Source organism: Tumebacillus algifaecis (assembly GCF_002243515.1).
Taxonomy (GTDB): domain Bacteria; phylum Bacillota; class Bacilli; order Tumebacillales; family Tumebacillaceae; genus Tumebacillus_A; species Tumebacillus_A algifaecis.
This window is the reverse complement of sequence record NZ_CP022657.1, coordinates 2,643,218-2,657,215: the sequence shown is the minus strand read 5'-3', so window position 1 is coordinate 2,657,215 and position 13,998 is coordinate 2,643,218. Positions and strand designations below refer to the sequence as shown.

General features: G+C 52.9%; 12 protein-coding genes. 10 read left to right on the top strand and 2 right to left on the bottom strand.

Annotated elements, in window-relative coordinates:
- Together CIG75_RS11040 and CIG75_RS11035 are read left to right on the top strand one after the other, a co-directional pair.
- Window positions 1-708: a 4'-phosphopantetheinyl transferase family protein gene (locus CIG75_RS11040; RefSeq protein ID WP_094236702.1), complete on the top strand. Its 708-nt coding sequence runs from the start codon at window positions 1-3 to the stop codon at window positions 706-708.
- Between the two features lie 25 nt (window positions 709-733).
- Window positions 734-1,501 carry a thioesterase II family protein gene (locus CIG75_RS11035; RefSeq protein WP_094236701.1) on the top strand — a complete coding sequence of 256 codons (768 nt, stop codon included), beginning with the start codon at window positions 734-736 and terminating at the stop codon, window positions 1,499-1,501.
- A 203-nt stretch (window positions 1,502-1,704) separates the two neighbouring features.
- Here CIG75_RS11035 and CIG75_RS11030 read toward each other — a convergent pair whose 3' ends face one another.
- Both CIG75_RS11030 and CIG75_RS11025 read right to left on the bottom strand, forming a co-directional pair.
- The gene (locus CIG75_RS11030; RefSeq protein ID WP_094236700.1) at window positions 1,705-1,917 is read right to left on the bottom strand and encodes a hypothetical protein; all 213 of its coding nucleotides are present in this window, start codon (window positions 1,915-1,917) and stop codon (window positions 1,705-1,707) included.
- Window positions 1,917-3,233, bottom strand: coding sequence for a helix-turn-helix domain-containing protein (locus CIG75_RS11025; protein WP_094236699.1), 1,317 nt, complete (start codon window positions 3,231-3,233; stop codon window positions 1,917-1,919). Before CIG75_RS11025 ends, CIG75_RS11030 begins: the two co-directional genes overlap by 1 nt.
- Before the next feature lie 730 nt (window positions 3,234-3,963).
- On the opposite strand from CIG75_RS11025, the gene CIG75_RS11020 reads away from it, so the two are divergent.
- From CIG75_RS11020 to CIG75_RS10985, 8 genes are all read left to right on the top strand, one after another.
- A complete protein-coding gene (locus CIG75_RS11020; protein ID WP_087458043.1) occupies window positions 3,964-4,113 on the top strand; it encodes a thiazolylpeptide-type bacteriocin in 150 nt (49 codons plus the stop codon).
- 47 nt (window positions 4,114-4,160) lie between these two features.
- Window positions 4,161-4,310 carry a thiazolylpeptide-type bacteriocin gene (locus CIG75_RS11015; protein ID WP_087458043.1) on the top strand — a complete coding sequence of 50 codons (150 nt, stop codon included), beginning with the start codon at window positions 4,161-4,163 and terminating at the stop codon, window positions 4,308-4,310.
- A 45-nt stretch (window positions 4,311-4,355) separates the two neighbouring features.
- On the top strand, window positions 4,356-4,505 hold the full coding sequence (locus CIG75_RS11010; RefSeq protein ID WP_087458043.1) for a thiazolylpeptide-type bacteriocin: 150 nt from the start codon (window positions 4,356-4,358) through the stop codon (window positions 4,503-4,505).
- Between the two features lie 170 nt (window positions 4,506-4,675).
- Window positions 4,676-7,402, top strand: coding sequence for a lantibiotic dehydratase (locus CIG75_RS11005; protein WP_094236698.1), 2,727 nt, complete (start codon window positions 4,676-4,678; stop codon window positions 7,400-7,402).
- 5 nt (window positions 7,403-7,407) lie between these two features.
- On the top strand, window positions 7,408-8,574 hold the full coding sequence (locus CIG75_RS11000) for a lantibiotic dehydratase C-terminal domain-containing protein (protein WP_157729510.1): 1,167 nt from the start codon (window positions 7,408-7,410) through the stop codon (window positions 8,572-8,574).
- Window positions 8,558-10,423, top strand: a complete 1,866-nt coding sequence (locus CIG75_RS10995) for a hypothetical protein (RefSeq protein WP_094236696.1) — start codon at window positions 8,558-8,560, stop codon at window positions 10,421-10,423. The genes CIG75_RS11000 and CIG75_RS10995 overlap by 17 nt, the downstream gene beginning before the upstream one ends.
- Window positions 10,420-12,408, top strand: a complete 1,989-nt coding sequence (locus tag CIG75_RS10990) for a TOMM precursor leader peptide-binding protein (RefSeq protein WP_094236695.1) — start codon at window positions 10,420-10,422, stop codon at window positions 12,406-12,408. The genes CIG75_RS10995 and CIG75_RS10990 overlap by 4 nt, the downstream gene beginning before the upstream one ends.
- A 12-nt stretch (window positions 12,409-12,420) precedes the next feature.
- The gene (locus CIG75_RS10985; RefSeq protein ID WP_094236694.1) at window positions 12,421-13,992 is read left to right on the top strand and encodes a SagB family peptide dehydrogenase; all 1,572 of its coding nucleotides are present in this window, start codon (window positions 12,421-12,423) and stop codon (window positions 13,990-13,992) included.
- The last annotated feature ends 6 nt before the right edge of the window (window positions 13,993-13,998 follow it).

The window sequence follows — 13,998 nt, the reverse complement described above, 5'->3', positions numbered from 1 at the left end:
ATGACAAACATCCAGCTTTTCGCGATCCATCGTGGTGCACAATTGTCCGACACTGACATGCAAACGGCTCTGCAAACCCTTCCGCTGGAAGACCAACAGCGCATCATGCGGTACAGACGCTGGGAGGACCGTCAAAGTGGCTTGCTCGCAGCAAAACTGGCTCGGAAAATGCTTTCCGATCACTTGGGGGTTGCGGCGAGCGAGTTGCAGATTGGTCGGAGCGACCTAGGCCGTCCGTACGTGCAAGGCTTGACGCAATGGCAAGGCGATTTCAATGTCTCCCACTCGGGTGATTGGATTTTCGGCGGCATTACGACACAAGGCGTACTCGGTGTCGATGTGGAAGGGTTGCGGGAGATCGAGATGGATGTCTCGAAACATTGTTACTGCCCAGAAGAGCGTGACGAGCTGTACAGCTTGCACGGGACGGAGCAGAACGCCTTTTTCTACGTGCTATGGACACTGAAAGAAGCTTATATCAAGGCGATCGGCACGGGCTTGTCCACGCCGCTGACCTCGTTTGGATTTGACATCCCGAGTCTGAAGGCGGGCCGCGTGCTGCTGAAAGATGAGAGCGGCACACCACAGCCGCATTGGCATTTTCAGCGCTATGACGTAGATGATGCTTACCGCTTTGCGATCTGTTCTGACCAACCGAACCTGCCGAGCAGCATCACCTTGTTGACCCGTGATGAAGTGCTCAATTAGACCGCACAGCTGAGGAGGATACACCATGTCCCAAGCGACGCAACTATCCAAATGGTTTCACTGCATACAACCTAATCCGCAGGCTGTGATGCGCCTCTTCTGCTTCCACTTTGCGGGCGGTGGTGCCTCTGCTTTTCATCAATGGAGCAAAGAGCTTCCCGATTCGATCGAAGTTGTCGCGATCCAACTCCCTGGCCGTGAAGGGCGGCTGTTTGAACCACCCTTTACGTCGCTCGCTCCGTTGTTGACAGCCTTGGTGGATGAGCTTCGTCCCCATCTGGGTGAGAAGCCATTCGCATTCTTTGGTCACAGCATGGGGGCGATCGTCAGCTTTGAGGTCGCCCAATATTTGAAGCAACACGATCAGGTGGAGCCGCAGTATCTTTTCGTCTCCGGCTACCCAGGGCCGCATACGTACACCAACGACGATCCGTACTACACCAAGTCGGATGAAGACCTCATCAAGGATTTGGTCAAACTGGGCGGTACTCCGCAGGAGTTGCTCGAAAACGAAGAATTGATGCGTTTGGTGCTGCCCACGGTGCGTGCCGATTTTGAGGTTTGTGACACGTATGAATATAATGCGGGAGTTCTCCTCGATTGTCCGATCTTCGCATTTGGTGGCTGGCAGGATGAGATGCTGAGTGAATCGGGAATGCAAGCGTGGGGGGAATTGACCCGAGCGGAGTTTGCGTGGCAGATGTTTGAGGGGGATCACTTCTATTTGTTGGAGCAAAACAATCGAACGGCGCTCCTTACCACGATTTTGAACACGGTAAGGACAGGACGATGACTGACAACTGCTTTCTCTTCAATGGAGAGAAGGCAGTTGTTTTTTTGTTGGGGGGAAAAGGGATCGAGTCAATCGGCAGACCTGTCTCAACGGCCTGGGTCGCTGAATGCACGTTAATAGACGAGCTGAGCAACGCCAAAAAAACGATAAAAAGGTCAACTTAGCAACAAGTTGACCTTTTGAACGTGCAGGTCTCACCAACACTACCCATGCAAACGAGCGTGCAGAGCGCTTGGCGTATCGAGAGTGGAGTTGACCGTGTGTTCCGAACCGAAATGGGCAGTGGCCGCGACCGCACGTGGACTCAAGGGGCCGATCGGCTTGTCGTACGCTTGCTGCTGAATGGGAGTACCATGAGGATCTTCGTTCAAGGCGAGAATCACAAGCAGGATGGCTGAGATGAGGTATTTTTTCATTAGGAATCACTCCGTCCGTTTAGTCGTTTCAAAATCTCACAACATTGTTGTGCTGTTTGAAACGCTTGGGTGTCGCAACCGTTTAGGTGGTAGGCATCGCAAGCAATTTGCAGGGAATCGACTTGATCGGCTAACAGCTCGATCGAAGCAAAAGCAGCAGCCGCTTTAAAAGCGAAATCAACCGCCAAAGAATAGTTGTGAACAAGCAAGTGGTAGCGGGCATGTGTCTGAAAATAGACTCCGATAGAAGGAGAGCGGTCATCCGCGCACCGTTCGATGATGGCAGCAGCCTGGCATAAATGCTGAGAGGCTGCGTCAAATTGACTGGCTGCCAGCTGAATTAAGGCCATCTGTGAGTACACGAGGAGCAGATCAGCATACGATTCTGCCGTTTCGTAAAAACGAAGGCATTCCTCCAGTTGTGTAAGCGCCGCGACAGGATTTTCTTTTGCTATGACGGCAGCCGCGAGGGTGACTTTGGTATCGCAGGATTCTTGAATCAGGTTCATGGCATAAAAGATTCCAGCAGCAGTTGTTAACGACTCCGAGGCGAGCTTGTACTCGTGAAGATTCTTATAGGTGATACCTTTGGCTACTAACGTTGCAGCGATTTCATAAATGTGTTCCGTGTTCTGGAAAAACTCATAGGCGCGCTTGAGGTAAAGTTCGGACTGACCGTGATGGCCATGCAGTTGATAGGTGATTCCGACATTGTAGGAAATCCTGGCCGCAAGTTGGTCGAAGACAGGGAAGCGGAGGGTCAGATCGTGTGCCCGTCGGTAATGGTAGCTCGCGTCTGTGTAGTTTTGTTTTTGATAATAGACATTCCCGAGGGTATTGTGGAGCATGGACAGGATGCGGATGTCATCAAATGTCACCGATTCCAACTCCTCGACCAAGGGCAACAAAAGTGCCAACGCATCCTCCGACTGTTTCTGCAAATAATAACACTCCGCCAATTCCATCGTCAGTTCGATCTGATGTATCTGCGATAACTCCTTCATTTCCCGCAAGCTCAGCAATAGCGGTTCTGCTTCCACCGGTTGTTTCGTCAATAAATACACTTTGGCCAGTTGGTGCTTCCAAGCGGTCTCCATCTGCTCAACTTCATTTTTCATCAGGTCGTGCAAGGGAACTTGCAGTTTCTTTGCGATGTGCTGGACAAGTTCGACCGATGGCGTATTTTTCCCACGTTCGATCTGGGAAATCATGGAGACGGTCACATAGTCATCGGCCAACTCGCTTTGGGTCATCCCTTTCTCAAGGCGAAGGCGTTTGATTCTCTGTCCGAGTGTTTCAAGAGGGTTTATGCTCACCTGTAACGCTCCTTGTGATGCAATTGTGTTCGTTATTATTATACATAAGGAGAATAAATTTGGGAAGCATCAAGATGAGTGTGAAATAAAAATAAAGTCCGCACCTTGAAGTGAGCGGTGAAGATAGAACCCAGAGCAAATCGAGAGGCAGTTTAGGCAAGAGGGGAGGCGTGGCGATAATTCAAGTGTTTTATTTATGTTCAATGGAAATGCGGTGGTGAAGAATGGGCTTTGTTTAAGAAATTAATTAATAGTGGAATATTTTAAAACGTGATGTGCTGGAATACAGGACTGATCGGTTCTCAACTCGTGAGTCGTTGTCCTGTGATCAAACATTCGAGTGCTTGTCTTCACTTTCAGACAGCCGATCGTGCCAAATAACCGATGAATACGGGGTTCATGAGCAAGTCGTATGGAGTATGAAGTTGGAATTAATTAGAATAATTCTCTATTCGAAGTAAATAAACATAATAATTGTCGAATAATCATTGAAAAAATGTATAGAAAAACCTAAAATTTCCTTGTACAAGAAAGTTTCTTGTGATAGAATTCAAATATAAGATCAATATAAATGAAATGACTACAGATTCTATTGAAAAAAGATCAGATAAACAGTGATGTGATTTGTTTAGAATCTGAATATTACACTAAAAACCGTATGGTTTTGGCGGGAATAAACTTACTATTCAGACTACAATGCAGGGAATTGCTTGAAAGGAGGTGAAAACACATGGAAATCAAAGCTCTCGAAGTTACTGGCTTGGAAGTAATGGATCTGAACGACGCAATGGCTCTGCCGGAGACTGCTGCATCGTCCGGTTCCTCCTCCAGCTCCGGTTGCTCCACTTGCGGTTCCAGCTCCTGCTGCGGTAGCTGCTAATGGATGGACAGGTTGTATGGGATTGAATTGAAAGGAGGTGAAAACACATGGAAATCAAAGCTCTCGAAGTTACTGGTTTGGAAGTAATGGACCTGAACGACGCTATGGCTCTGCCGGAAACTGCTGCATCGTCCGGTTCCTCCTCCAGCTCCGGTTGCTCCACTTGCGGTTCCAGCTCCTGCTGCGGTAGCTGCTAATGATGGGGATTGGGGTGTATTTCAAAAAGGAGGGGGGTGTACATAATGGAAATCAAAGCACTCGAAGTGACTGGTCTGGAAGTAATGGACCTGAATGATGCAATGGCTCTGCCGGAGACTGCTGCATCGTCCGGTTCCTCCTCCAGCTCTGGCTGCTCCACCTGCGGTTCCAGCTCTTGCTGCGGAAGCTGCTAATTATGCATACTTTATTCGATTGGTTGACGCTGTTCCCGCAGCGCCAACCAATCTTTATACAGTCAAATCGAGCGCTTTGCTAGTTACACTACTATTATAATACATATCATTCGAAATCATTCTTTCTTTTTTTAGGGGTAGTTCTACCAGCATCAAAGGGGGCATCTAAAATGAATGAAATGACAACTGACACCGCATCGGTTCGTGCGGGCGTCGAAACGAAGCTCGCACCGAACTTCATGTTGCGCGTGGCAGGCATCTCGATTCAGAGTCTGCTGGAGTGGCAAGCTCCACAGACGATGGACTGCCTCTATCGTATCACGGAGCAAACCAATTGGTTGAGCAGACATACGCAGCCGCTTGTTGACCGCATCGAGGCCGCCGTGCCCAAACTGGTCGATGATGCGGTGCGCAACCAGTTGATCAAATATAAACGTGACATTTTTAACAGCCGTTTTCCGAAAAAGCGTCCTCCTGAGTTTGCTGGACATATCCCGGACGATCTGATCGCCGAGATGCAAGCTTGGGAGGTCGTTTATCAATCAAACCGTGATTTGGAACAGGAAGCTCAGTCGCACTATGAGGGCGAGTTGCATCAAAGCCGTCTTAAGATGCAGGAACTGGCGAAAGATCCGTATTTTCTCAACGGCGTGGTGCAGACAAGTCAAGAGCTGTACACTAAGCTGCAAAAGTACATCGAAACACCAATCGAAGAGCAGAGTGCACGGTTGCGCAAAGTGGAATACAACCTGAGCACGGTGTTGACGCGCACAGGAGCTAAGACATCACCTTTTAGCTCCTTTACCTTAGTCGGACTCGGTGAATGGGATCAGGACGGCAAACAGTCTCTCGCATCGGTCGGACATTACAGCAGCCGCCTGCGGATCAATCATACATATGTGCTCCGCTTGTTTGATGGGCTGTTGAATCGGCCGGAGATTCGTCCACTGCTCACCTACCGAACGAATCGCTCATCGATGGTAAGCAACGGTCAATTCCGCATGATGCGCCGCACAGACAATCCGAAGCGCAGACCGCGCGTGTTCCGCACGTCCGAAGCGCACGTCTCGCTTAATTATAACCCCTCGATTCAGACCGTCTTGGATAAAGTGAAATCTGCACCGGGAGAGCGGCTCTCGTTTGCCGATCTGCTCCAAGATCTGTCCGGTTTTGGCAAACAAGAGGAGATCGCGAAATTCCTCGGGCAGTTGATCGACTTGCAGATTCTCGAACCGGCCGCCGAAATACTGGATCAGACACCCGATATTCTGGCCGAGGTACTGGGGTGGCTTGAGCAGTGGCCGACAGAGATCACGGACAGAGTTGCCAATGATCTGCATACGGTGCAGGCACTGATCACCACGTTTGAAACGGCAGGGGTGGAAGAGCGCAAGGAGCTTTTATCGCAATTGACCGCGCTGTTCGAGGGGCTGTATGCGACGGTCGGCCTGGAGCCGGACGGCACTCGTTTTGCCATGCTTCTCTATGAAGATGCGATCATGCCGGAGCCAACTCGTTTGCCTGCTGACGAGTGGCAAGCGATGGCACAGGATCTCGCTCGCCTGCAAGAACTCTCGCCGCTGTTCGATGTGAAGTACCGCCTGCAGTCAAGATTGGCACAGGTGTTCCGCGAGCAGTACGGGGAAGATGGTGTCTGCACCCGTGCTTCCGACATGATTCAGGCACTGGTGACGGTCAATCAGGAATTCTTCCGGGCGATGGTGCCGGAGGAACTGCATGCAGATTTGAAGCTTGCGAACGATGTGGAAAACATTCGCATCTTAAACGAGCTGAAGTTGGAGTTTGGGCGCCTGATCACCGAACGGCTGTTGAGCGGGGAAGAAGTGGTGTTGAGCGACGCTGATGTGGAGTCGTTCACGTCACGGATTCCAAAAAGCATTCGCAATCGCCCGATGGCGCACGACTTTTTCGTTCAATGGGAGAAACGGGCAGATGGACAAAACCTGCTGGTGCTCAACCAAGCCTATCACGGTTTTCTCACCTTCTTCACCCGTTTCCTGGAGTATGCAGAGGGGAACGAAGTGCAGGAACTGCGCGCCTATTTGGAATCGTTGTTTGAAGGCACCGGTGCCTTTGCTGAAGTATCGGGTGTGTACGGATTTAACGCAAACTTGCGCGAACCACTGGCCCAACGCGAACTGGTATTTCCCGATCTGCCTCAGACTTGGCCGAGCGAAGCGGCGCCCGAATCGCTGCGCTGGAGCGACCTGTCGTGGGTCTATGACAAACAGACGGACCGCGTGATGCTTCATCATCCCGAAACAGGTCCGCTCCAAACTGCATTTTTGGGTACGCTGATCCCGCTGATGCTACCGAGCTTGGTGCGCATGGTCACCAACCTGTTTACCAACTCGCTGCTCCCGCTCAATTTCCACTCCTTCCATGAGCACACGTTGACCGATGAGCAGCGTTTGCAGGAAGTGCGCAGATATCCGCGCGTGCGTCTCGGACAGGTCGTGGTCTCACGTCAAAAATGGATGGTGCCGCGCAGTCGATTGATCGAGCGTGAGAAGAAAGAGAGCGATTATGAATTCTTCTCCCGTGTACACAAGTGGCGTACGAAACTTGGGCTGCCCAGCCGCGTCTTTATTCGCTTTATGCCGATGACCGACGAGGAGAACCCGTTTGCCCAGATGTTCGAAGGGAAAGAGGCGGAGCAGACGGAAGTGAATTTCACCAATTTTAAACCGCAATATATCGATTTTGAAAGTCCGTTACTGGTTCGTCTGTTCGGCAAGATCATCGTGGACACCAAGCTGGGCATGAAAATTGAAGAGATGCTACCCGATGCTGAGGGGATGTTTTTTAACGAGCAGGGTCGCACTCATGTGACAGAATTGACGGTCGAACTTGGCAAGCCGGGTGGAAGGGGTTGAGGAAGGTGTGGCAAGCGATTCACGTGTACTACTATGAAGATCAAAAGGAGGCGCTCTTGCTGGACGCCATTCGTCCGCTGCTACAAGAGCTGCGCACGAAATTTGGCGTGGAGCGACTGCATTTGCGTCGCCACTGGAAATTTGGTCCGCATGTGGTGTTGCAGATGGAAGCGGATCATGATCGTTTCACCGATTCGATCCTGCCCTATGTGCGCGAGGCGCTGGCTCCCTATCTACAAGCGCACCCTTCACTTCGCACACTCGATCCGGCTCAGTATATTCAACTGAGTAAGACACTTGGGGCCTGGGAGTTAGAAGCGGGTCCTTACGAGCCGCTGCAGGCGGACAATACGGTTGTCGAACTGCCGTTTGTGCGCCGTTCGGAAGTGGTGAACGGGGTCAACGTGATGACAGCCATCGAAAACTTCTGGGTGAAGGCGCTCGATGCGGTGCTGGACATCATGGAGGACTCGCGCGGTGATACGCTCAAGCGCTACCTCTGGATGATCAAGATGATGGCGGCGGTCGCGGAGCAATTCCCGAGCGATGGAATCTTGCGCGGTCATCTGTCCTACCGCTCACACGTTGAGGGCTTTTTGAAACAGATGGATCAAAAAGGTCAACTGCTGGCTGCCTACAAACAGCAGGAGGAGCAACTTGGCGGCATCGTAGAGGAGACGCTTCGCGACGTGTTGAGCAAGATGGATGCGAACGGCGTGTACATCGGAGAAGAACGTCCGCTGCGCATCTGGTCGGAGTCGCTTCGTGATCTATTTCAGGAGTGCTACACGATGGCGAAGGATGGGAAGCTCACTTCGAGCACCGACCATTACAAGGATCTGGCTGAGCGCATCGGTCAGGAAGCGGTCGATCGTTGGAAGATGGATGACCCAGAGGCTGGCATGAGCGATTTCCATAAAACTTTGTTTGCCAAACAGGGCAACGAGCAGTTTTTCCAATCGCCGGAGTTTGCCACCTATCGAATGTTGATCAATGTTTTCTACACCTATCTACCCTTGTTTGGTATCAATCCGAACTATAAACATCTGCTCTGCTACCTGCTTTGCGGTGCGGTTGAGCGTGTGAAAGGGATCACTTGGCAGGAGTTGGTCAAGGGGTTTGGACAATCTGGTGGGGAAGGAGTTCCTGACGAGCATGAAGCCAAAGTATAAACCGCATGTGCATTATGCAGCTACAGACGAAGGTGTTTATTTTCGGACGTGGACAAACGAATTTGTCATCAAGGGTCAGACGATCTATCAATGGGTGGAGCAGGTCTTTCCTTACCTCACCGGAGAGCGGACATTGGATGAATTGGTTGCACCGCTACCGGAAGCGCAAGCAAATTTTGTGCGCACGCTGGTGCACGAGCTGGTGCGACGCGGCGTGGTCATCGATGCGACGAGCGACAGCGAAGTGCCGATCAGCGAATCGGAACAGACGCTGTACAAACAGTCGTTGCTCTTTTTAGAAGATCAGGCGTCGAACGGTCGTGAGCTGTTCCGCCGCTATCGAGATCGACAGGTGCTGCTCACCGGATCGGGGCTTAGTTTCCGCGCGCTGGTGCGCGCTTTGATCAAGATGGGACTGCGGGCGCCGATGATCGCCGAGACGGACGATGCGGAATTGCGCAATTGGATCGATCGCTGGAAGGAACGAGATGCGGCGTTCGATCCTGCTTGGATCACGGCGGGCCGCAAGGATACGTGGCTTCGTGAACAGACAGAACGTCCATCGCTCGTCGTACATGTGAGTGATGCGTATGAAGAGGCGGCAGTCGGCCAACTGATTGACGTGTGCGCCGAATTGAAGATTCCTGCTTTGATCGGCACACAGTTGTCTGGCCTTGGCGTGATCGGGCCACTGCTCGATGAGGAAGCGACGACCTCTTGGCATTGTCTGCTCGATCGCTTTGTGCCGCTGGGTGAGCGTTTGGTGGAATCGGAATCGCCAATCTTTCAGGTGATGATCGGAAACGTCGCCGCCTTGGAAGCTTTCAAAGCGATTACCGCTTTGGACACGCTGAGCGTGCGCGATCAGGTTGCGCTGATCGACCCGCGAGAACTGGAAGCCAAGCATCACCGCCTCTGGCCTTCACCGCTACAGCGACCGGGCAAGAGTTCGGCTGAGCAGGGGATGGAGCGTTTCCTACAGGTACAGGAAGCGGAACCTCTGCGCGATTTCTTGGGACACTTGGAAGAGATCAAGGATGATCGGGTCGGTGTGCTGAGCTTGTTGCATCCAGGCGATCTCTGGCAGCTTCCGTTCGCACATGCGCAAGCGGTCGTCCGCTTGCCGGGCGCTGTGGACGGACGAGCGCTCGCCGTGGTCACTGGCGGTGAGCAGATCGATGAGGCGATGGAGATGGCAGTTCGGGAAGGTCTGACCGCCTATGCGCGCTTTGTCGAGGAGCAAGTATCTTCTGTGAACCTGTCGATCGATGCGGCCTGGAGCCATGGGCGCGATGTGCATGAGTGGCAGGGACGAGGGATCTTGCAAGCGTTGATCGAGCGGGCTGGACGTCTTGGCACACGGTTGGAAGAGTTTACGGGAGTGCGTTTGGAAGCGAATGTCGAGCAGTCTTTTCTGAAGATGCTGACACTGCGTTATGGCTTGCAGGTTCGTCTGTTCGCAGTCGATCTGGGCGTTTCGTCAGCACATCAGGTTCGCATCTGGTGTGACAATCAATGGATCGCTTCGGGAATTGGCCGCACGCGGCGTGAGGCGCTGAAAGCCGCTTTGTTGCAGGCGCTGAGCGCTTGTCAACTGCAGGAAAACCATCCGGAACGGGCGGCGGCAGCGACTGCTGAGCCAGCACAACTGCCTGAGCGCGTCGAGCAGGTCGAATGGGTGCCAGAAGCGGAGAGTCTGACTTGGCAGGCTTGGAACAGCGAGATGCATGAGCAACTGCTGTTCCAGGGAATCACCGTCGTTTCGATGCCTTGGCTGGTCGATGAAGCACCGCTGCAGTATGGCGTGCTTATCGGTCAGATCGGATTGGAGGAGGTGAGTGCGCGATGAACAAGCGGCAGATATGGATCGTAGGCGAAGGTCTTTTTGCAGAAGCGGTTTCCGAGCGTCTGGAAGCTGACTTTGAACTGGTTCGTTTGCAGAACTCGCAAGCGCTCGATCTGTCAGGGGCCAAGCCCGGTGTGGTATTGAGCCTGTCAGATCGCCGTGACCCTGACTGGGAGATGAACATTCAACGGGAGACGCGAGCGCATGGCGTTCCTTACTTGCGCGCTTATCTCTATGTCGATCGAGGCTTTCTCGGGCCGTGGTCGTTCGCGGAGCAAGAAGGTTGTCTGCAGTGCGCGGAGATTCGAATGCGCAATGTCCATCCGAACAAGCCGATCTGGAACGCGGTGAGCAAAGCTCAACAAAGCGAGTCGTATCGGGTTGCGCCTAAGCTCTGGACCGTACCGTTTCTCGACTGGTTTGGCGAGTTGATCGCGGAGGAGTTGGAGTCGTTCGCAGCAGGTCGCACGCTGCGCTTCACACAAGCGGTGTACGCCGGATATGATGGCAATCTAAAGGGACAGATTCATCATTTCCTCGCCCATCCGCAGTGCCCTGAATGTTCAGTTGTGCCAGATGACAGCCCGGAATTGGCGGAGGTGCGGATCGAATCGCGCCTGAAGTCAGACCCGCGCTCTTACCGTTTGCCCAACCCCAAGTTGAACCGGGAGAATTTGCGCAAAGAATTTTACGATTGGCGCATGGGCTTGATCCATCACCTGTATCGGGAGACGTACTCGAAATTCATTCCGATCACTGGCGCTGAACTGCCTCTGGAAACGGAGAACCATACGGAGATCGGATTTGGCCGCACCGTCACGTTTAACGATTCGGAATTAACTTCCATTTTGGAAGCGCTGGAACGTTATGCGGGTATGATTCCACGCGGCAGAAAGACGGTGAACTTCGGTTCCTATCAAGAGTTCCGTGAACATGCGATCCATCCGCCTCAGCTGGGCATTCACGATCCGGCCCAGCGCGCGGAGCCAGGCTTTCGTTACCATCCCTATGATGATGATCTAAAAGTTGGCTGGGTGTGGGCCTACTCGTGGCGTCAGCAAAAATCGGTGCTGATCCCGGAACAGATGGTCTACTATCGATTGAGTCAGACGACGCCCGACCAACCTCCGGTCAATCGCTTTGTCTATGAGACTTCGAACGGCTGTGCGATGGGCGGTTCGCTCGAAGAAGCGATTTACTATGGTCTGATGGAAGTGATCGAGCGCGATGCGTTCCTCGTCGCTTGGTACAATCGTCTGCCGCTTACCGAAATCGATCTGGAAGGCGTAAAGGACCAAAACATCCTGCTTGTGAAAGACCGCGTCGAAGCGATGGGGTACCGCTTGCATCTGTTCGACATGACGATGGAAAGTGGCATCCCGAGTATCTGGGCGACGCTGATCAATCCGGCAGAGGACGCGGGTGTGAAAACGTATACGGCTGCCGGAGCTCATGCCGACCCGGAAAAAGCGATCATGGGAGCGATGGTCGAAGTGGTGACCTCGATGCCGATCTACGAGATTTCGTTGACGCCAAAACGCGATGAAGCGGAGGCGATGGTGAACGATCCGACGCTGGTGCAGACGATGGAAGATCACGTGTTGCTCTACTCGCATCCGGACACGTTGCCGCGCTATGACTTTTTGTTCGGCGAAGGGCGTCAGGTAAAAAGCGTGCGCGACCTGTACGCCAATTGGTACGAAAACACACCTCCCAAGGACTTTTCTGCCGAGTTGACCGATCTGATGGACCGTTTGCTCGAGCATCATCAGGATATTCTGATCATCGATGAGACACCACCGGAGTTGGAACCGCTGGGGATTCGGGCGGTCAAAGTGATCGTGCAAGGGATGCTGACGATGTCGTTTGGCCATCAGTTTAGACGCATCGTCATGGAGCGTGTGCAGCAAGCTCCGGTCACCATGGGATACCGCAAGGAACCGATCGCGCCGGAAGAAATCAATCTGCAACCGCATCCGTTCCCATAAGGGGGACGGAGGATGAGCAATCGCAACCTTTCGATCGGCCGCTCCTTTTGGCTACAAACGAGCTATCTACGCTTTCAGACGATGCGCGATTTAGAAGTGCGCACCGAACCGGAGCCGTTCCTCACCGCTTCCTCTCATCGCGGACACGTCCCGTTGAGCCGTGAAACGGTTCGAGAACTCGGCACGGTCGAGCCGTTGCATCAATTGCGGCAAGGGACGCATTTGGCTCCTTTGGTTAAATTGACAACCTTGCTGCACAACGCGCTTGGATTGGTGCGATATGAATACGGGAGCGTACGCCCATTTCATCGGGGGGCCCCTTCGGCGCGTTGTTTATATTCGACCGAACTGTACGTGATCCCAGCCGATTCCGATTGGCTAGGCGAGGAAGGCATCTATCGCTATGATCCGCTCATGCATGCATTGGAACGTATTGATTTGCATACGAATTGGGATGTGTTGGAAAATGCGTTAGGGCGATCTCTGGCCGGCGCAGAAGGCGTGCTGGTGGTGGGTGCAGATTTCTGGCGCATCGCTCGGCTCTACGCGGACTTTGCGTACAACATCGCCAGTTTGGAAGCGGGGCATGTGATCGCCCAATTGAACATGATAGCGACCCGTTTGGGGTACACGCCAACCGTTCATGAGCAGTTTCTCGATCAAGACTTGATGGAATTGCTGGGCATGAACGAAGACGTGAAGACGCCGCTCGCTGTGATTGTGCTTTGGCCACAAGCGACAGCGGGCGAGTCGCCCAAACGAGAGCTGGTTCGGGAACGGAAACTGATTGACATGGCGTCGGTCTCCACTCGGTTTGAACGGGAGATGAACCAATGCGCGGATTTGCAACAGATGATGAAAGCTTCGCGATTGACGAGCCGTGTTGAACTGGAACTACCCGAGATCGACAGTTCAGGGGTGACTGAGGAGCTTGTGCACACGTCCGCTTCCTGTGTCGAGCTTGTACAGCGCTCGACAAAAAGTCGCCATCCGGATCTGCTGGAGGCGCTAAAGTCGCGCAACTCTGCCAATGACCGCATCGGGTTGAACGCAGTCGGACGACCGCTACCTTTTGCCGAACTGTCCGGATTGTTGTGTGAGTTGGCTGCCAATCCAGAAGCGATCGAGCTGGCCCAAGAGGTCGGCCTGTATCTGGCTGCGCATCGCGTTGAAGGATTGCAGTCGGGGATCTACCGCTGTGATCTGTCTGTTCCCGCCTTGTGTACCTTGACAGTTCAGGAAGATGTCGGGCGGGCGATGGAACGTGCCAGCGTGGTAGACGGGAAATTTATCAATTTCCGCTCGATTCCACTCAGCTTCTATTTCGCAGTTGATCTCGAGAGGACGTTGCAAAAGTATGGCAATCGCGGGTATCAGATTCTATTGATGAAGGTGGGGCGGCTGGCACAATCGCTGTGTCTATTGGCCGCGGCGCGCGGCTGGTTTGCCCGACCATTGAAAAGCTATCGCGATGCTGAAGCGGAAGAGATGCTCGGCATCGCACAATCGACACAAATCGTCGCCTATCAGTTGGTGATGGGGGAAAGTGATACGCCGTATTTGGAATTTGACATGGGTTTGTAAAGGGAG